Genomic DNA, 17,404 nt, shown 5'->3' with positions numbered 1-17,404 from the left:
TTAAATGAGGGTCCTATATGAACCAAGCTGGAGTTAATGAAAAGTATAAAGTGTCACCGTTTTATGTGTTTTTTTTAGTGCATTCCATGCAAACGGGAATAGGCGTTTTAAGTTTTCAAAGAGTTTTAGCGAAGACAACGGGAACCGATGGCTGGATTTCGATACTACTAGCCGGCCTGATCGTTCATATAATGATTTGGGTCATATATAAAATTTTCAGTATCGTCCCTGGTGATATAATTTCGGCCAATAATCATGCATTCGGAAAATGGATTGGGAATTTCTTCAGTCTATTATTCATTCTTTACTTTTTGATCCTAGGAATGACAGTCATGATTAGTTATATAAATGTCATACATGTATGGATGTTTGAAGAGGTACCATCTTGGGCGTTTGCTTTAGTATTTCTTATCCTGATTTATTATATAAATACGGGAGGGTTCCGAACGATTACGGGTATTACTTTTTTAAGCTCCATTTTGACATACTGGCTTTTATTTGTCCTATTCTATGCCATGAAATACTCTGAATTCACCAATTTGCTCCCTGTTTTCCACCACACTCTATTGGATATATTGAAAGGAACTAGAAGTACTTCATTAACAATGCTTGGTTTTGAAATGATCGTGATGTTTTATCCGTTCATCAAAGATGCTAAAGCCTCACAAAAATATGCTCATGGAGGGGCCTTAACAACAACCTTAATAACCGTATTCGTTTATTTGGTTTCAATTGTTTTTTATTCACAAAAACAGTTGGAACTGACTATATGGCCGACACTGTCATTGACCAGTATTGTCGAATTGCCCTTTATTCAACGATTTGAATATATAGACGTTTCTTGGTGGGCCATCGTTATTATACCCAACATGACCATTTCCTTGTGGGCTGCAAGCCGAGGTTTCAAGCGTTTATTCAATGTTCAGCAAAAGTATCCATTATTAGGAATGTCCATTATAATCCTGCTTACGAATATTTTTGTTTTTGATGTCGATTCACTATATATATTACGTAAAATCATCAATCCATACGGCGCACTCTTTGTTGCTTTATACTTGCCTCTTCTTTTGGTCTTCATTTATATAAAGAAAATGAGGAAACGTTTATGAGAAAATTATTTCTTGTTATATTGGCTTTTCCCCTCCTTTGCAGCTGTGCCGAGCCAAGGGTGGTTGACGAAGTCAATATGTCCCAAGCCATTGGCTACGATATACTTAAGAATGATAATGTCGAAGGAATGTTCGTCATCCCTATCTTCCAACAGGACAAGATGGGTAAATATCAAATCTTAACTGGAACATCGACGACAACAAGTGATGTCCAGGCTGTCGTTTCCAAAAAAGCGGATAAGCCGGTAATGCTTGGACAGACACGCATCGTTTTATTTAGCGAGAAAATGGTTCGTGAAATCGGAATGACAGAACTGACCGATTATCTCTACCGTGAGCCGCAACTTGGAAACAGGGTCATTTTGGCCATCGTGGAAGGAAAGGTCAAGAATGTCATAAATACGAAACCACCAAATACGAATGTGAATATTGGAATCTTTTTATCGGATTTGATTAATCAACAAAATGAAACGGGGAACGGACCCGATACTAACCTCCATCTTTTTTTAGGAAACGCTCTAGAAACTGGCGGCGATTCGTATCTTCCTTTAATTAAATTAATTAATAATGAAGTTGCTGTTTCTGGAGTGGCCCTATTTCATGAAAATAAGATGGTCACGAAAGTTCGAACCGATGATATGTTCATTTTTAAGACATTAGTTCAGCATCATAGGCGAGGAATATATAAATTCAAATTAAAAGATAAGAAAGAAAGCGATATCGTAGTGGAAAGTATCCGAAGCGGTTCAAGTTATGAGGTATCAAGTTCAGAGAGAATTCCCTCTATCACGATTAAGATCAAAATTAAAGGACAAATCAAGGAATCCATGCGCAGTGAAAACCTAACCAATAGAAAGATGATAAAGAAAATTGAAAAGGAAATGGAAGCTGATTTAACCAAGCAAGCAAACCGACTTATTAAAGATCTTCAGAAAAAATCCCTTGATCCAATTGGCCTTAAGGAAAAATATCACGCCAAAAATAAAAAACTGACCTATGAACATTGGAAAAAGATTTATCCGGTGATGGACATTAATATAGAAACTAAAGTTAACATCATCCAAACCGGGGTCTCAGAATGATGAAATATCGATAGGCCATTTAATATTCTTCATCTGATTGGAAAACTACTTTCAAATCAAATTGTGAACAGAGAAGTAATTTAACTGGTTGACTGGCAGGTGCATTTGAAACATGGTTAGCCGGATTCCTGCAGAATTATTAAAGGAAGGTAAAGTCCCTTCTAAAGCAGCACAAATGAATCAAATCATTTACCTATCGTTGTTACATAAATAACAGGAGGTGACTTTATGAAAACACCTATGAAATCGATCATCGCTGCCTCAGTATTAGGTATAAGTTTAATCGCAGGATTCTCTTTTGCTTCCGCAGGTAACGTACGAGATGAATTGAAATCGGATAAAGTGACCTTCTTTGGGTCCCCAACTTCTGCGATTTCCAGTTCCGTTGCTGTACCTCAAAGTTATAACCGGATATTGTTTAGCGGTACAGTAGCCCCTCTTTTAAACAAGGATGGAAAAACCACTTATGAGAGATATGGCAATACAGAAAAGCAGGCAATCGGAATTTTAGAGAAATTAAAAGCAGATCTGAAAACAAAAGGACTTTCCCTCGCTGATGTAACCTTTCTGCGCGTGTATGTCGCGCCAGATCCAAACAAAGGAGATGCACCAGACTATCAAGGTTGGTTCGATGCCTATGCTCAGTTCTTTAATACAAAAGAAAATCAAGTGAAAACAGCTCGTTCAACAGTAGGCGTTGAAAGTTTGGTTTCGCCGGATTTCCTCATTGAGATTGAAGCAGAAGTAGCCTATCAAAATAACAGCAAGTCAAATAAATAGGCGATAGCTGTGTATGGTCATGATTGAGTATCGGTGTTCCAGGCACTTCGGAAAACCTTCGAATACCAAAAGAGACAGGAAGCTATTCCTGTCTCACAGACTGTACAATTTGAACGTTGTTTGGAACGTAGGGCAAACTCGCTTTTCCCTCAGGAATCTCGTACCTTCCGTTCCAATCAACTTTTTTTAAAAATACAGATAGAACCCCTTTTGTCTACAAACTGAGAGAAGAACCAGTTCACCTTCAAATTTTCCTGTTATAAAAGTTCCAGCTGATTTCTGAAATTCGCTCCCTTTCCGCCGACTGTCTGCCAAGCCTCATCAAAGCAAGCGTCTGTGGGGTCTCGGCTAGCCAGTTTTTCGGCAGGAGTGTCGCATATTTCTTTAATCTAGAGAGGTTTTCATCATACAATTAAGCAAAAAATCATGTAGGAAAATCAAGTTTTCTTTTATATTCGGGGTGAAAGCATTCCGAACTTCTATTGTCTCTCGTTTGTTTTAATCAATCATGAAAATTCGTTCCATCCGTCACTTCTTTGACAATGCCTGCATTGATGACGAAGTCGCCGAAATGCTCTCCTTGCTGACGTTCTTTTGCATAACGGGAAAGAAGTACACGCAGTTCTTTTAATATCTCTTCTTCACCGATGTTTTCACGGTACATTTTACTTAATCGGCTTCCATCGAATGCAGCACCTAGATACATATTATATTTGCCAGGTGCCTTACCGATAAAACCAATTTCCCCAAGTGCATGCCGGGCACATCCATTCGGACAACCGGTCATGCGAATTGTGATTTCTTCGTTCCTCAGGCCGTTTTCATCAACGATGGTCTCGATTTTATCAAGCAGAACCGGCAAATAACGCTCTGCTTCGGCCATTGCCAACCCGCATGTTGGAAGCGCCACGCATGCAATCGAGCTGCGTCGGAGCGCCGAATGATGCGCACCATCCGTCAAACCGTATGTTTCAAGCAATTCTATGATCTTTTTCTTTTTCTGGCTTGACACATCTGCAATAATAAGGTTTTGATTGGCCGTCAAACGGAAATCACCCGTATGGATCTTTGCGATCTCGCGCAAACCGGTCATCAGCTTGTAATCATTGATATCGGCAATTCGGCCACCCTCGACAAATAGTGTAAAATGCCATTTTCCTTGCATTCCTTTTACCCAACCATAGCGGTCACCATTATTATCAAAATGATATGTTCTCTCTTCCTCCAGCTTCCAGCCTAAACGATTTTCCAGTTCAGCCTTTACCGCTTGGAGCCCAAGCCGGTCTACCGTATACTTGAACCGAGCATTTTTCCGTACAGATCGGTTCCCGTAATCTCGCTGAATCGTTATGACTTTTTCAGCCACATCCAGTATTTTGTCTGGCTGGCAAAAGCCGATTACCTTGGCTAGTTGAGGATATGTCGCCTTGTCACCGTGGCTCATTCCCATTCCGCCGCCGATCGCTACATTAAAACCAACGAGTTTTCCATTTTCAACAATTGCTATGAAGCCAAGATCCTGGGAGTAAACATCAATATCATTGGATGGTGGTACGGCAATGCCTATTTTAAACTTCCTTGGCAAATAAAGCTTTCCGTACATTGGTTCGACTTCCTCCACTTCAGGAGAACCAACCACTTTTTCTTCATCCAGCCAGATTTCATGGTACGCCCTTGTACGCGGCAATAGATAATCACTCAATTTTTTTGACCATTCATATACTTCAGAATGGATTTCGGATTGAAATGGAATCGAATTGCACATTACGTTCCGGTTTACATCTCCGCATGCAGCGATTGTATCCAGCATGGAAGCATGGATTTCCTGAATGGTTTTTTTCATATTCCATTTTAAAATACCATGCATTTGAAACGTCTGTCTTGTTGTCAATTTCAAAGTTCCGTTTCCGTATTTCTGAGCGAGGTCATCCATAACAAGCCATTGAGAAGGCTGTGCTACCCCGCCGGCCATACGGACACGCAACATAAACTGATAGGCAGGCTCAAGCTTTTGTTTTTGACGCTCATTGCGCAGATCCCGGTCATCCTGTAAATAGCTGCCGTGATGTTTCATTAATCGGTTGTCATCATCCGGAATACCGGCGCTGATCCGATCCTGCATCACTTTTCCAAGTGTACCTCGCAAATAATCGCTTTTTTCTTTAATTTGCTCAACATCACTGGGCGGGCCTTCTGGTGCTTTTAATAGTGTTTTCACCATGTTGTTATCTCCTTTTCATTCAAATTTCAGTACACATCACGTTGATAGCGTTTATTCTGTTGCATTTCTTCAATATAAGCCTTCGCATCAGCATGGCTCATATTGCCTTCTTTTTCAATGATCTCAATAAGCGTATTATGCACATCATGTGCCATGTTTTTCTCGTCACCGCAAATGTATACAGCTGCACCTTCTTGAAGCCATTCGTATAATTCCCCGCTATGCTCGCGCATCCGGTTTTGAACATACACTTTTTCGTCAGTATCTCGTGAAAAGGCAACATCCATTTTCGTAAGTACACCTGTTTTCAACCACTTTTGCCACTCAGTCTGATAAAGGAAATCCGTCACGAAATGCTGATCGCCGTAAAAGAGCCACGTTTTTCCTGTCGCTTCAGCTTCTTCGCGATCCTGAATAAAGGATCTGAACGGAGCAATGCCCGTTCCCGGTCCAACCATGATAATTGGAGTGTCTGGGTTCTCCGGCTGCTTGAAGTTCTGGTTATGCTGAATGTAAACGGGCAGCGTTTCCCCTGGCTGTAATCTGTCCGCACATAAAATGGAGCAGACACCGTTTCTTTCCCGTCCGTGACTTTCATACCGGACAGCTCCGATTGTCAAATGCACTTCATCCGGATATGCGGATAAGCTATTCGCAATCGAATATAGACGGGCTGGCATTTTCCGGAGTATCGATACGAACTCTTGCGCCGATTCGCCCCATGCGCCAAAATCACGGACAAAATCAAGCAAATCACGGCCTTCACGATATTCTTTTAACCTTTCTTCATTACCAGGCTCTAAAAGCTCCTTTAAATCCTCATTACCTGAAAGCTGTGCCGCTTGTTCAATGAGCGATTTTGTCAAAACCGTAATTTCAAAATCGGAGATGAGTGATTCCCTAAGCTGTCGAAGGTCTCCCTGCTTATTGACCTTCACGGTTTCTTCAGGGTCCCAATTGAGTTCCGTAAGAAGCATATCCACTAAATCCGAATCATTTTTCGGATAAACACCAAGGCTGTCACCAGGTTCGAATGTAAGACCTGAGCCCTCAAGAGATAACTCAAGATGATGTGTCTCTTTATTGGAGCCACGGCCGTTCAAATTTATATTTTCCAACACTTCCGCTTTAAACGGATTTGTTCTCGAATACGTTTGTTCACTTACTGAGGCTTTCGATGCGGGAACAGCAGCAATTGAACTGACTTCCCCTTCACTTAAACTAGAAAGTACTCCATCCAGCCATTCGCTAGCAGGCTCATCATAATCAAGGTCACAGTCCATTCTCGGAAATAAACGTGTCCCGCCAAGTTCCTCCAAGCGTTTATCGAATTGTTTTCCCGTTTCACAGAAAAACTCGTATGAGCTGTCTCCTAGCGCCAATACCGAAAAGCGGAGACCTTCAAGGCTTGGTGCCCTCCTGCCATGAAGGTACTCATGGAAGGACAATGTATTATCCGGAGGATCACCTTCTCCATGCGTGCTAACGGCAATCAGGAGATTTTTGACTTTTTTCAAATTGTTGACTTTAAAGTCACTCATGGATGAAATGGTAACCTGAAAGCCATTACCCTCAAGCTTACTCGCCGCATTTTCTGCCAGCCCTTGAGCATTACCCGTCTGTGAACCAAAAAGAATGGTCACCTCTTTTGATATTGTCTTCCCGCCGCTTTGAGCTTCCAGTACCGGGGCGACGGCTGAACTGATATTCGAAACTGACAAAGATGCAGTCAGATAACCGCTCAACCAAATTTTTTGTGTTTCTGTCAAGCTTGGCAGTAGGCTGTTAAGGAGCTCTGCCTGCTCTTGATTAAAGGGACTGTTACTTACCTGAAGTTGCACGATTTCCACCTCACAAAGGGATATTAACTTATCTTAGTTGACTATTATGTATAACGAGTGGGTTTAAACATTTTTATATCCATCCATAAATTAATTAACTCGTTTACTCCTATAGACCAAGTCGGTTTTAACTGAAAAAAAAATAGTCATATAGGTTCATAGCTCGCAACAAATAAAAAAATAAGGTTATAAAGGACAATATCCTTCCTCAGCCTATACTCTTCCTAAAATAAGTTTCTCATTAAAACTTTACTGGAAGTCACATCATTAGTAAAATATATATAATTTATTGTAACTATTAAGAATATTAATAATAAGGAGAAATTTCTATGTACTATGATGCTCTAAAAACATTCGTGACCCTTGTAGAGGTCAAGAATTTTACAAAAACAGCAGAAATGCTTCTTATGTCCCAACCGAGTGTAAGTTTACATATAAAAAAATTGGAGGAAGAGTTCCAAACGAAATTATTTCTCCGTTCTCCTAAATTCCTAAAAGTCACCTTGACGGGAGAAATTCTTTACGACCGGGCCAAGCAAATGATCACAATCTATGAACAGACCAGACAAGACATTCAGGAACACGATAGTTCCATCAAGGGCGAATTAAAGATAGGGGCAAGTTTTACAATAGGAGAGTATATCCTTCCTTCTTTACTCATCGACCTTCAAGAGGACTACCCTGAACTCGAACTTCAAGTCGTAATTGGAAACACGGAAGAAATCGTTCAAGCCGTTCGGCTATACAAAGTGGATATTGGCTTAATCGAGGGTCAAACTAATGAAAAAGAGCTTTCTGTCCACCCATTCATGCAAGACGAGCTATTCATTGTGTCTTCTAACAATCATGTACTCTCAAATAAAGACGAAGTGGAGATTACTGATTTACATGACCAAGCATGGGTAACCAGGGAAGTTGGATCTGGTACTCGTGAATACCTTAATCACGTCATACGATCAAACGGATTGAAAATTAAATCGATACTCACGATAAGCAGTAATCAAGGAATTAAAGAAACACTTATAAAAAACGGCGCAGGGCTGGCTCTGCTTTCCCGAAGTGTTATTGAAAGGGATGTACAAAATAAAATCCTTTCTATTATTCAGGTAAAAAATGAATCCTTTAACAGGACACTTTCGTACGTCTATTCCCCAATTATGGAAGATAAAAAGAATGTCAAGACTTTTATAACTGAATTAAACAAAAAATGGCCCATGAAAGCAAAGCCGATAGGATGATCTTTGCGAAGATTGCTGTTATAAAGTTACAGACTGGGAAATCCGGGAGCACGCTGTTAACAGGTTGCTTATGTAACCAAAACGGGGAAAAGTTGCATTAAGTAAATTTCGACAATAAAGCTGAGGTTTGCCTACGTTAAGGAAATATGCTTAATTAAGAAGTCTGAGTAAATCCCAACTTGTCTTTCTTATACACATTAACTTATAAACAATTGGGTATACGAATAACTAGAGCAATCTTCTTTGGCTTGTTTTTTGTTTTCCTTGTATAGATAAAAATAATATCAATTTTGTATGGGAGCGGGTTTAATGAATATTGAGATTAAAGAAGCAGCGATTGAACAACTATTAAAAGTGGGTTATAAAGAGAATGAAGGTGTTCGTATCGAAGCCATTTATATTGGAAGCTGTTCGATTTATGTTGAACACGAATTGAAAATTGATAATAAGAAAGAAGATGATGAGAGATTCATAATTAATGGGGTCCCCATCTTAATATCAAGTGAGTCTAAAAAGCATCTTCCAGATAAAGTCTTTCTTAACTACAGTGATGGACTTGGATACAAATTATATTCAGACGAAGAAACATTGAGATACAATCTACAGTTGAATAGAGTGAATTAAAAAAATGAATATAGTAAAAAGCCCTTCTGTTTCAGTTGGGCTTTAATGTTTATACTCAGCGAATTTATCTTCGGTATCTACTTCAAGGGATCAAACCATTAGGCAATTGATTTTAGAATTTAGGGTCTAATTCATTATTATAATATTATGTAGATAATTTTCCAGAAACTCTCAGATTCTAAAACGACTATTGTCTAAAAGGCTTCCCCAAAAAGGTTGCTTCAGCAAACTCCCTTATTTGAGTATAGCGCCTTTAAGCATAACCAAATTAAAAATAATACCGATTATTCCAACCCCGTTTTTTTCTTTGTAAACAAACCTGCCCCGTTAGTTCCATAAAAAAAGGCTGCCGCAGCAACCCCTATTAATGAACCTAAGCACCTGTATGTTGATTAACGCTTACTTAAAAGTTGATAGAACATAAAACGGTTCTATGTTGAATTTTAAAACCACACAACTTCCTCGTAATTATATTTTGAATAAGAACTCCATGGTTGATGCCGTTATTTATCCGCGGGATTTCCCACCTGAAATATTAACGGTTGTACCTGTAATATAACTTGAACGGTCTGAGGCTAGATAAGTGACCAATTCACCAATTTCATCCAATTTACCAGGTCGTCCAAGTGGTATCGTTTTGCTGTAATCTGTTCCAAGACCTTCTACTGTCACTCCACGTGTGTAAGCCAATGCTTCATTATAAGCGTCTGTTGTTAAACCTGTTTGCTCATTGATCCCTGGCGCAACACCAACTACACGGATGTTGAATTTCCCCAGTTCTTTTGCCCAGGAACGGGTAAAGCCATTAACAGCACCTTTAGTTGCCGAATAAACACTTTGTCCAGAAGATCCTTCCATACCTGCCTCGGAAGAAATATTAATGATAACGCCTTTGTTATTTTTCACCATTACTCTCGCAACTGCCTGAGCACAAAGGTAAGGTCCTTTCTGATTGACGGCAACCATGAAATCAAAGTCCTTTTCACTTAACTCATACTCTGGCTTTTCGCCACGGAAATCAACAAGTAAACGTGGTAAGTTTACACCAGCATTATTAACTAAAATATCTATGGTTCCAAATAACTCGGTGGCTTTGGTAACCATATTTTCAACGCTTTCTTTATTGGTAACGTCGCATTGTATATGATAAGTTCCATCAGTTTGTTCGCCAGTATTTACATTTAGATCGGAAACAATCACCTTTGTACCGTTCTTTACTAAATGTGCTGTAATTTTCGAGCCAATTCCAGAGGCTCCACCCGTAACAATTGCCACTTTATTTTCTAATTGAGGCCATGATTCATTCATTCTTTTTCCTCCTTATTTTATATAGATTCGAGAATCATAGTTGAAATTTAAAAATGAGTAACAAACTCTAAATTTTTTTCTAGTTTTGGCTGTGTTGACTCTTACTAAATGCAATTTTCCGGTGTGGGAACTTTCCTCTTCTTGCATTCAATCATTCTATATAAATCTTTGACAAGCTTATTTTTTCAAGATTTGAAGAGTTGTCCCTGCTTGGGGCATTTGAATATCTCTTTCTTCAAGATGTAAAGTGCCAGGTAATTCTGCAGTTTCAGAACCATTGAATTTTAACGTGATATGTCCAAGTGAACCTAAATTCTTTTTCACCACGTCACCTACAGAGGTAATGGTGTATTGCTGATTGCCTAAGACGAGAATGTCACCCTTTTCGATTTCTCCATTAATTTCATTTACATCAATTAATAGGCAATAATCCGCTAATTCACTCGGGGCATTCGCTCCGAATAGGATGAACATTTTTTCTCCAAGAAAATCAGAGACAGATGGACCAAGTTGGTTAATTTGAGTTTGAAAAACTGTCTGCACAAGAAACTCCTCCAATTCTTTACTTTAAATAATCTATTCACAATCTATTCTAGTAATTATTCATACAAACCGAAGCTTGCAAGCCAAGCTATAAAAACGGTTGGTGCTCCGGTTAAAAAGCGTCCGTACAATACGGAAGGAACCCCGACTTCAATGGTTTCCACTTCTGCCTCCGCTAAACCTAGCCCAACTGGAACAAAATCAGCTCCAGCCTGTGAGTTAATTGCGAAAAGAGCTGGCAATGCAAGGTGTGGTGGTATATTTCCTTTTCCAATTTCCACTCCAATTAATGTCCCAATGACCTGTGAAATAACAGCTCCCGGTCCCAAGAATGGTGATAATAATGGGAATGAGCAAATTAAAGAGATTAAGAGTAAGCCCGGCAAAGATCCTGCAAATGGTGATAAATATTGTGCGAACACATCCCCAATTCCAGATGCTTTAATCACCCCGATTAACATGGCCACAAAAGCCATAAACGGTAAAATTGTTTTAATGACAGTATCTATCGTGTCACGGCCAGCCTGATAAAAGACATTGACGATGGAACCCATCGCCATCCCAATGCGTGCTATGACACCGTTAGGCTTTCTTTGTTCACTAATTTTTTTATTTGCGCTATACTTAGGCTTAGAAATTGTTTTTTCAATTTGTCCGTTAGCATTGTTCACATTGGATGTTGGAGGTGTTGCAGCACCTTCATACAATTCAATGTTTAGAGGCTTTACTCCAGAAACGTAAATGTCCTCGGTAATGTGCATTGCTAACGGGCCACTTTGTCCAGTAGGCATGATATTGATCGTCATGATTCTTTTTTTGGGGTATAAGCCACATCGAAGCGTTCCGCCACAATCAATGATGACACACGCCATTTCATCCTCAGGTACACTCGTTTTAAAACCGTCGACTAATTCACAGCCTGTAAATTCTGCAATGGTGTCCGCTATATCCGGTCTTGTTCCGCCCGTTACATATACCACTTTATTTTTATCTTCTGTCGGTGAAATCACTAAAGGCCCGCCAAATCCGCCTTGCCCTGCATTGACGATAATTGACTTGTACTTCGTAACCGTTTGAGTCATTCCTTTCCCCTCCTTAGAGATCCACTGTTTCTTTCAATTTAACGCCTTGCTGTTTAGATACATAATAGGTTGTTAAATCTGTTACCCAACCTCTTAAAAAGTTTGTGAAAATCCCCACCAAGAAGTAACGAAGGGCTAGTTCTGTTGTTTCAAATCCCAGTGCTGTAATTCCTGCAGCAATTCCCAAGAATACGAACAGCTCTCCTGGATTAACGTGTGGAAAAAGTCCGTTATGAGTGTGGCAGGAATAAGAAGCAGCAGCATAATAGCTTGGTTTGTATTTTTCCGGCAAAAATTTCCCAAGTGATAATGTCATTGGATTTGCCAAAGCGAACGTCCCAATTACCGGAAGAACAAAATATCTTGTAAGTGGGTTCTTACTCGATTTCTTCGCGATCAGTTCCACTCTTTCTTCTCCAACCAACCGTATAAGGGCATTCATTGCAACTAAAAGCATGATAAGGAGTGGAACAATACCTGTTACTAAATCGACAAAAGTTTCGGCACCTGCTCTAAATAAATTCATAAAGTCATCTGCTGCATTTGTAAGCCAATCCATTCAATTCACCTCAATAATTCCTATTTTTTTGATAAAAGTAAATCAATCCAGCCTTTCTTAACCTTCAATTCACCTCCCTTAGAGATAATATGATAGCTGTTCAGTGCATCCTCAATGGCTAACCTTGTTAACTTATTTACTTTATTAAAATCCTCTTCACCGAGGTGTAAGAGATTTTTCCCTTCAAATCCTTTTAAGTTCCTTACTCTTGAAAGCACGGTTACTCCCTGCATTTTGGTGGCTTTCAAAATGTTGTTTTTTCGGTCAATTGCAAACATGACGACCGTGCCTGATTTAATAAGTCCCGTTTTTTTCCCAATAGCGACCCTTCCAAGCTTTCTCAACTCTGCATACTTTTTATTGAAATGCTTGATTTGCAAAAATCCAAAAATGCTTTGAAGGAGCCAAGAAAAGCCAATTAATAAAATGACATACCATAGCATTTTCATTTCCTCTTTTCATAATCTTACATCTTGATTCCGTTACAATCAGATAATTAAATTCATACTTCCTAAGATAAGGATGTTCCATTTTCTTCGATGATTTCAATGATTTCATTTGCCGTTTCCTCAGTGGTGATCAGAGTGTTGATGTATCCTCCTCTTAATCCCCCAATAATGGAAGGAGCTTTTTCAACAGACTCTGCAATACCGATTGAGTATGGAATATTTTTTAGTTTTTCCAGCTCAATGGCTATTGTTCGATCAGATAAGTCAGATTGTATCAGGTTTCCATCTATATCATAAAATCGTGAGCAGATATCACCTATGGCACCTTGTTGATTTAAATCTTCAATTTCCCGATTGCCGCAAAAGCCGGCCCAGACTAAATTAGATGATTGGTTTGGGTTTCCAATCCCTACTACTGCAATTGTTAAGTTATCCCAAAGCTCCGTTATTTTAGTGAAGTAGTGAGATTGAACAATGTCATCCTTTGTCTCCTTTTTTTCCACTACTGCCGCAGCATCAATAAAATAAGAAGTTCCTCCAAAATCTTCTGCAATATTATAAACAATTCTATTGACGTGATGCTTCGTATCCATAGGTCCAGGCCCCCCTACTAAAGGGACAAAATGAGCGTCTTTTTTTCCGGCGTTCGTAAATTCACCAATCAGACTGGCCATTGTGCTTCCCCAGGCACAGCCTACGACATCGCCGTCTTTAATAATCCGTTTTAGTAATTCAGCCCCGGCCATCGCTACCACTTTCTTTTTATCCAGTTCGGTACTGTCTCTTTTTTCAGGAACGATAATTACTTCTTTTAAGCCAAACAACTTTTCCAATTGACGTTCCAATTCAAAAGCTCCATCAATATCGCTACTGACAGTAATTTTAACTACTCCATCTTCCCTTGCTTTTTTTAAAAGTCTGCTGACGGAAGTTCGGTATATACCTAATTCTTTTGAAATGGCACCTTGTGTCATACCTTCTTCATAATACATTTGTGCAATTTTAACTAAGAGTCTTTTTTCTTCCCTTTTATCCATTTAGTCCCTCACCCTTTCTGATGTGCACATTTGTGCAAATGAAATCATTTGTGCTTTATTGAGTTTAGTATACGCTTACAAAAATAGCTACGTCAACAAAAAAATACCACTTGTGCAAATTTTAAAAATATTATGTCATTTGTGCAGATTTGTGGGCTTATTATCCATCGAAAAAGCACAAAAAAATGAAGCACCTCCATTTAATCAGGCTGCTTCGTTTTTATCAATTGTTTGATAACATTGATTTTCGGGGAACTTACACCTTACAAACAACATATTGTCACCCCTTTTTCTTGTATGAAATTTTTTTGTTGATACATTGATAAGGATAGATTTGAAAATTCAAGTAGACTAATTATGAAAAAAGAACCCATTCAGAATTGAATAGATTCTTTATGTTTAATGATTATAGTGATTATGGTTCCAACCTCCTGGACTCGAAGTAGCGCTCCAACTTCCTTTTTACCCGCTGAAGTGCATTATCGATCGTCTTTTTTTGAACATTCAATTCCTTTGATATTTCAAAATAAGTTTTTCCTTCCAGGTACAAGTCAACAACACTAATTTCCAAATCACTAAGGACTTTTGTTAAAATTAGCTCAATATCGCAAATTTCTTCTGATTTTATTATGATCGTAACTGGGTCATTTTGTCTCTGTTCAGGGATTAGATCAATTAGGTATTGCTCCGACTCCCCTTGATAGATAGGCTTATACAATGAAACATAATTATTTAAGGGAGAATGCTTTTGGCAAATAGCCGCTTTAACAGCCGTTATGATTTGTCTTGAAATGCACAGTTCCGCAAATGATCTGAAAGACGATTTTTTGCAATTCTTGTAGTCCCGAATGGCCTTGTATAGTCCAATCATCCCTTCCTGAAAGACGTCTTCCTTATCTCCACCCGTTAAAAAATACTTCAAAGCACTTGATTGAACGACACATCTGTATTTTTTAATTAAAAAGTCCAGTGCATCTTCATCACCATTATGGATTTTCCCAACCAACATTACATCTTCCATATGAGCATAGTTTTCCTGTTTGTTCTCGATGATTACACTCATTTATTTTCCCCCACTCGCTAAGTTGAGCCCCGACATAAAAGTTGCATTATCACTTCAATGTATTAAAGTACATTCAATATAATAATATCTCAGAAATGACGATAATGATATTCGCAAATAACGACATTTTTCAACAAAATACTGATATTTATAAGGCCTGCACTATAACTATACAAATTCGGTCATCTTTAATTGATTTGGTAAAGATCTCGTCTTTTTATTAATTCCTCATCATTGACGGATACAGTTGTGCCGGTGGTTGTGGCAATTACGGCGGGGCGCTCAGGATAGGGTGGCTTAATAATAGCATAATTATAAATTATACTACTAAAGAACTATTCTGCAATAATGGTTTAACATAGCCTATTCAAAGGTAAGGCTGTAATCTATTGCACCTTTTCTTTTACTTTAATAGCTTTAATTAAAAAAAAGGAAAATGCCATTTAAACCCTTCTTTAGCAAAAAAGCACCCTTCAAAGGATGCTTTTTTACTCAATTATAAAAGTGAGAACTGGGTTTACTTATTCGCAAATTCCCCGTTAGTTTAAGGCATTACGTAAGCATGCATAAATTATTAAAGTGGTGGACTCTCAACACCTAGATGAATCCAATCTTCTTTAGGCGGTCCATAAACCCCATAAGGTTTTATTCCTGCTTGACGCATCAGAACCGTCACTTGTCCGCGATGATGAACAATATGCTTGATTAGCCCCATAAGGATGGAAGCATTTGTTTCCTGTCTACCAAACGCTTCTTGTATTTGCTCTAGGGATGCGTCTGTCCATTGTTGTTCAATAATTTTGGCTGCGTGAGAACTTACATTTTTAAAAGTGATAGCAATTTCCTGAGCTGAAGATGGAACGTTTTCCGAACTTTCTATACGGTCCATCTTTAAACCGAAATGAGCTAGATAATCTGGAATATTCGTGGTGAAATGCCACGCAATTCTTCCTAAAGTGCGACCTTCGGGATAAACTTGTTGTTCTAATGAATCATCTGTCAAACTATCCAAAACATTCTGAGTCAGTATTGCTTCTTTATTCCATTCTTTAATAAAATCCGAAATTGTACAATACATATAATACCTCCTCTATCCGATAGATAATTACCTACTCAAGGCACATTATAAAACATATGTTCCCTCATTACAAATTACTCATGTAATCCAGTTCATTTTGAAACTAAAATTTTAGTCTTTGACCGTCATGACTTTATATATACATTGGCTTTAATCATTTTTGTGCCTCCTGGAGTTTTCTGTTACAAGCTTCCAGGAAAAATGTTGAACTGCACTTTTACTTCCTTTAAATTCGTATATTCCCATCCTTCAAGAGTTGTAATGGATAACCCACGTCCATTACATTGCAGACCATTATTCGACTTAAACCTGGAAGTTCAATGCTCTACAAGTCATCCTACTACTAGCTATACACAACAAGAATCACTACTTTATAATAAGGGGTAATCATGTTATTAATATAGATAAATTCAGAGTTGGTTAGGAGATAAAGCCATGCAAAATAAGCTGAGTATAGGTGAAATGGCGAAGTTGCGAAGCGTAACGGTAGATACATTGCGTCATTACGATAAAATTGGATTGCTAAAGCCCTATCATATTGACCCTGAAACTGGCTATCGTTATTACTCCATTTCCCAGTATGAAGTTCTCGGAACGATAAAAGAATTAAGGGGAATCGGGTTTACCTTAGGGGAAATCAAGCAATTTCTTACGAATCGCAATGTCAAAAAGTCGGTTCAATCACTTAAAGAATCAATGGCAAATATACAGGAAGAAATTAAGAAATTGCAAGATATCCATAATATATTGATGACTCGATTATACAATATTGAACATTTCACAAACAGTTACAGGAATTCGGATATTGTGATAAAACAATTTGACGAACGGGAATACATCCAGCTAGCCAGGCCGGTAAGTTGGGAGGATACAGAAAATCTATTTCTTGGATTCTTGGAGCTGGAAAACAGGATTGGTGGAATCATTCCTGCTTTAGCCAGCAATAAATTTGGAGATTTCATCAAGAAAGATTACTTTGATATAATTCGTCAATCATCTGACTTTACCGGTAACCTAAGTGCCTATCAATCTCAATTATTCATTCTTGTTCAGGATGGAGAGTCAGACCAACCAACCCAAAAAATTGAAAAAGGGCAATTTTTATGTTCCTACTATGGAGGACTCACAAGGGAGAAAATGCTTACCCAGCTAAAAAAGCTACTCCATTATTGCGATACTCATGGCTATGTTATTACTGGTGATGCCTTTCGAATTATGCAGGTTGACGTTTCTCTGACTGATCAATATGATGAAGCTTATTATGAAATACAAATTCCGATTCATGATAAAGTAAACTAACAGTAAACAGCCTTCGAAATGAAAATATTATCATTTCAGGGCTGTTTTTTTTGTATATTAACTGTTTACTCTGCTGTTAGACGAGACTTTA

At 38.5% G+C, this 17,404-nt stretch carries 16 protein-coding genes; 6 read left to right on the top strand and 10 right to left on the bottom strand.

Going from position 1 to position 17,404, the window contains the following annotated elements:
• Positions 1 to 17: 17 nt before the first annotated feature.
• The 3 genes from ACIROD_RS17985 (at position 18) to ACIROD_RS17975 (ending at position 2,971) form a co-directional block, all read left to right on the top strand.
• Positions 18 to 1,109: a GerAB/ArcD/ProY family transporter gene (locus ACIROD_RS17985; RefSeq protein WP_402942629.1), complete on the top strand. Its 1,092-nt coding sequence runs from the start codon at positions 18 to 20 to the stop codon at positions 1,107 to 1,109.
• Positions 1,106 to 2,191 carry a Ger(x)C family spore germination protein gene (locus ACIROD_RS17980; protein ID WP_402942626.1) on the top strand — a complete coding sequence of 362 codons (1,086 nt, stop codon included), beginning with the start codon at positions 1,106 to 1,108 and terminating at the stop codon, positions 2,189 to 2,191. The genes ACIROD_RS17985 and ACIROD_RS17980 overlap by 4 nt, the downstream gene beginning before the upstream one ends.
• A gap of 228 nt (positions 2,192 to 2,419) precedes the next feature.
• The gene (locus ACIROD_RS17975) at positions 2,420 to 2,971 is read left to right on the top strand and encodes a Rid family hydrolase (RefSeq protein WP_402942623.1); all 552 of its coding nucleotides are present in this window, start codon (positions 2,420 to 2,422) and stop codon (positions 2,969 to 2,971) included.
• A 502-nt stretch (positions 2,972 to 3,473) separates the two neighbouring features.
• Here the strand turns inward: ACIROD_RS17975 and cysI are convergent.
• Both cysI and ACIROD_RS17965 read right to left on the bottom strand, forming a co-directional pair.
• Entirely contained in the window at positions 3,474 to 5,192 is a 1,719-nt protein-coding gene (gene cysI / locus ACIROD_RS17970; RefSeq protein WP_402942620.1) for an assimilatory sulfite reductase (NADPH) hemoprotein subunit, read from the bottom strand.
• A 26-nt stretch (positions 5,193 to 5,218) separates the two neighbouring features.
• Positions 5,219 to 7,033 (bottom strand): assimilatory sulfite reductase (NADPH) flavoprotein subunit, encoded by a 1,815-nt coding sequence (locus ACIROD_RS17965; RefSeq protein ID WP_402942617.1) that lies wholly within the window; start codon positions 7,031 to 7,033, stop codon positions 5,219 to 5,221.
• Positions 7,034 to 7,362: 329 nt separating this feature from the next.
• Here ACIROD_RS17965 and ACIROD_RS17960 point away from each other — a divergent pair, with 329 nt between their 5' ends.
• Positions 7,363 to 8,271 carry a LysR family transcriptional regulator gene (locus ACIROD_RS17960; protein ID WP_402942614.1) on the top strand — a complete coding sequence of 303 codons (909 nt, stop codon included), beginning with the start codon at positions 7,363 to 7,365 and terminating at the stop codon, positions 8,269 to 8,271.
• 309 nt (positions 8,272 to 8,580) lie between these two features.
• Positions 8,581 to 8,895, top strand: a complete 315-nt coding sequence (locus ACIROD_RS17955; RefSeq protein WP_101221954.1) for an iron-sulfur cluster biosynthesis family protein — start codon at positions 8,581 to 8,583, stop codon at positions 8,893 to 8,895.
• A 507-nt stretch (positions 8,896 to 9,402) separates the two neighbouring features.
• On the opposite strand, the gene ACIROD_RS17950 is transcribed toward ACIROD_RS17955, so the two are convergent.
• The 8 genes from ACIROD_RS17950 to ACIROD_RS17915 all read right to left on the bottom strand — a co-directional run bounded on the left by ACIROD_RS17950 (position 9,403) and on the right by ACIROD_RS17915 (position 16,014).
• Positions 9,403 to 10,203: an SDR family oxidoreductase gene (locus ACIROD_RS17950; RefSeq protein WP_101221953.1), complete on the bottom strand. Its 801-nt coding sequence runs from the start codon at positions 10,201 to 10,203 to the stop codon at positions 9,403 to 9,405.
• A 177-nt stretch (positions 10,204 to 10,380) separates the two neighbouring features.
• Positions 10,381 to 10,746: a PTS glucitol/sorbitol transporter subunit IIA gene (locus tag ACIROD_RS17945; RefSeq protein WP_402942611.1), complete on the bottom strand. Its 366-nt coding sequence runs from the start codon at positions 10,744 to 10,746 to the stop codon at positions 10,381 to 10,383.
• A 56-nt stretch (positions 10,747 to 10,802) separates the two neighbouring features.
• Positions 10,803 to 11,828, bottom strand: a complete 1,026-nt coding sequence (srlE, locus tag ACIROD_RS17940) for a PTS glucitol/sorbitol transporter subunit IIB (protein WP_402942608.1) — start codon at positions 11,826 to 11,828, stop codon at positions 10,803 to 10,805.
• Between the two features lie 13 nt (positions 11,829 to 11,841).
• Positions 11,842 to 12,387 (bottom strand): PTS glucitol/sorbitol transporter subunit IIC, encoded by a 546-nt coding sequence (srlA, locus tag ACIROD_RS17935; RefSeq protein WP_402942605.1) that lies wholly within the window; start codon positions 12,385 to 12,387, stop codon positions 11,842 to 11,844.
• Positions 12,388 to 12,407: 20 nt separating this feature from the next.
• On the bottom strand, positions 12,408 to 12,830 hold the full coding sequence (locus ACIROD_RS17930; RefSeq protein ID WP_260357550.1) for a transcriptional regulator GutM: 423 nt from the start codon (positions 12,828 to 12,830) through the stop codon (positions 12,408 to 12,410).
• 68 nt (positions 12,831 to 12,898) lie between these two features.
• Entirely contained in the window at positions 12,899 to 13,873 is a 975-nt protein-coding gene (locus ACIROD_RS17925; protein ID WP_402942602.1) for a sugar-binding transcriptional regulator, read from the bottom strand.
• Positions 13,874 to 14,288: 415 nt separating this feature from the next.
• Complete coding sequence (gene sigH / locus ACIROD_RS17920; protein ID WP_402942599.1) at positions 14,289 to 14,936, bottom strand: RNA polymerase sporulation sigma factor SigH; 648 nt, start codon at positions 14,934 to 14,936, stop codon at positions 14,289 to 14,291.
• Between the two features lie 574 nt (positions 14,937 to 15,510).
• Positions 15,511 to 16,014: a DinB family protein gene (locus tag ACIROD_RS17915; protein WP_101221946.1), complete on the bottom strand. Its 504-nt coding sequence runs from the start codon at positions 16,012 to 16,014 to the stop codon at positions 15,511 to 15,513.
• 435 nt (positions 16,015 to 16,449) lie between these two features.
• Between ACIROD_RS17915 and ACIROD_RS17910 the strand changes: the two genes are divergently transcribed.
• Positions 16,450 to 17,313 carry a MerR family transcriptional regulator gene (locus tag ACIROD_RS17910; protein WP_402942596.1) on the top strand — a complete coding sequence of 288 codons (864 nt, stop codon included), beginning with the start codon at positions 16,450 to 16,452 and terminating at the stop codon, positions 17,311 to 17,313.
• The last annotated feature ends 91 nt before the right edge of the window (positions 17,314 to 17,404 follow it).

The organism is Peribacillus sp. NPDC101481 (genome assembly GCF_044767165.1).
GTDB lineage: Bacteria > Bacillota > Bacilli > Bacillales > DSM-1321 > Peribacillus.
Note: the sequence above shows the minus strand (reverse complement) of the source record. Positions and strands in the feature narration are given on the sequence as shown.

Coding starts and splice junctions, on each gene's coding strand:
- srlE (WP_402942608.1), bottom strand. CDS start 11,828: ATGACTCAAACGGTTACGAAGTACAAGTCAATTATCGTCAATGCAGGG.
- sigH (WP_402942599.1), bottom strand. CDS start 14,936: ATGAGTGTAATCATCGAGAACAAACAGGAAAACTATGCTCATATGGAA.
- cysI (WP_402942620.1), bottom strand. CDS start 5,192: ATGGTGAAAACACTATTAAAAGCACCAGAAGGCCCGCCCAGTGATGTT.
- ACIROD_RS17915 (WP_101221946.1), bottom strand. CDS start 16,014: ATGTATTGTACAATTTCGGATTTTATTAAAGAATGGAATAAAGAAGCA.
- ACIROD_RS17985 (WP_402942629.1), top strand. CDS start 18: ATGAACCAAGCTGGAGTTAATGAAAAGTATAAAGTGTCACCGTTTTAT.
- ACIROD_RS17925 (WP_402942602.1), bottom strand. CDS start 13,873: ATGGATAAAAGGGAAGAAAAAAGACTCTTAGTTAAAATTGCACAAATG.
- srlA (WP_402942605.1), bottom strand. CDS start 12,387: ATGGATTGGCTTACAAATGCAGCAGATGACTTTATGAATTTATTTAGA.
- ACIROD_RS17980 (WP_402942626.1), top strand. CDS start 1,106: ATGAGAAAATTATTTCTTGTTATATTGGCTTTTCCCCTCCTTTGCAGC.
- ACIROD_RS17930 (WP_260357550.1), bottom strand. CDS start 12,830: ATGCTATGGTATGTCATTTTATTAATTGGCTTTTCTTGGCTCCTTCAA.
- ACIROD_RS17950 (WP_101221953.1), bottom strand. CDS start 10,203: ATGAATGAATCATGGCCTCAATTAGAAAATAAAGTGGCAATTGTTACG.
- ACIROD_RS17955 (WP_101221954.1), top strand. CDS start 8,581: ATGAATATTGAGATTAAAGAAGCAGCGATTGAACAACTATTAAAAGTG.
- ACIROD_RS17960 (WP_402942614.1), top strand. CDS start 7,363: ATGTACTATGATGCTCTAAAAACATTCGTGACCCTTGTAGAGGTCAAG.
- ACIROD_RS17910 (WP_402942596.1), top strand. CDS start 16,450: ATGCAAAATAAGCTGAGTATAGGTGAAATGGCGAAGTTGCGAAGCGTA.
- ACIROD_RS17975 (WP_402942623.1), top strand. CDS start 2,420: ATGAAAACACCTATGAAATCGATCATCGCTGCCTCAGTATTAGGTATA.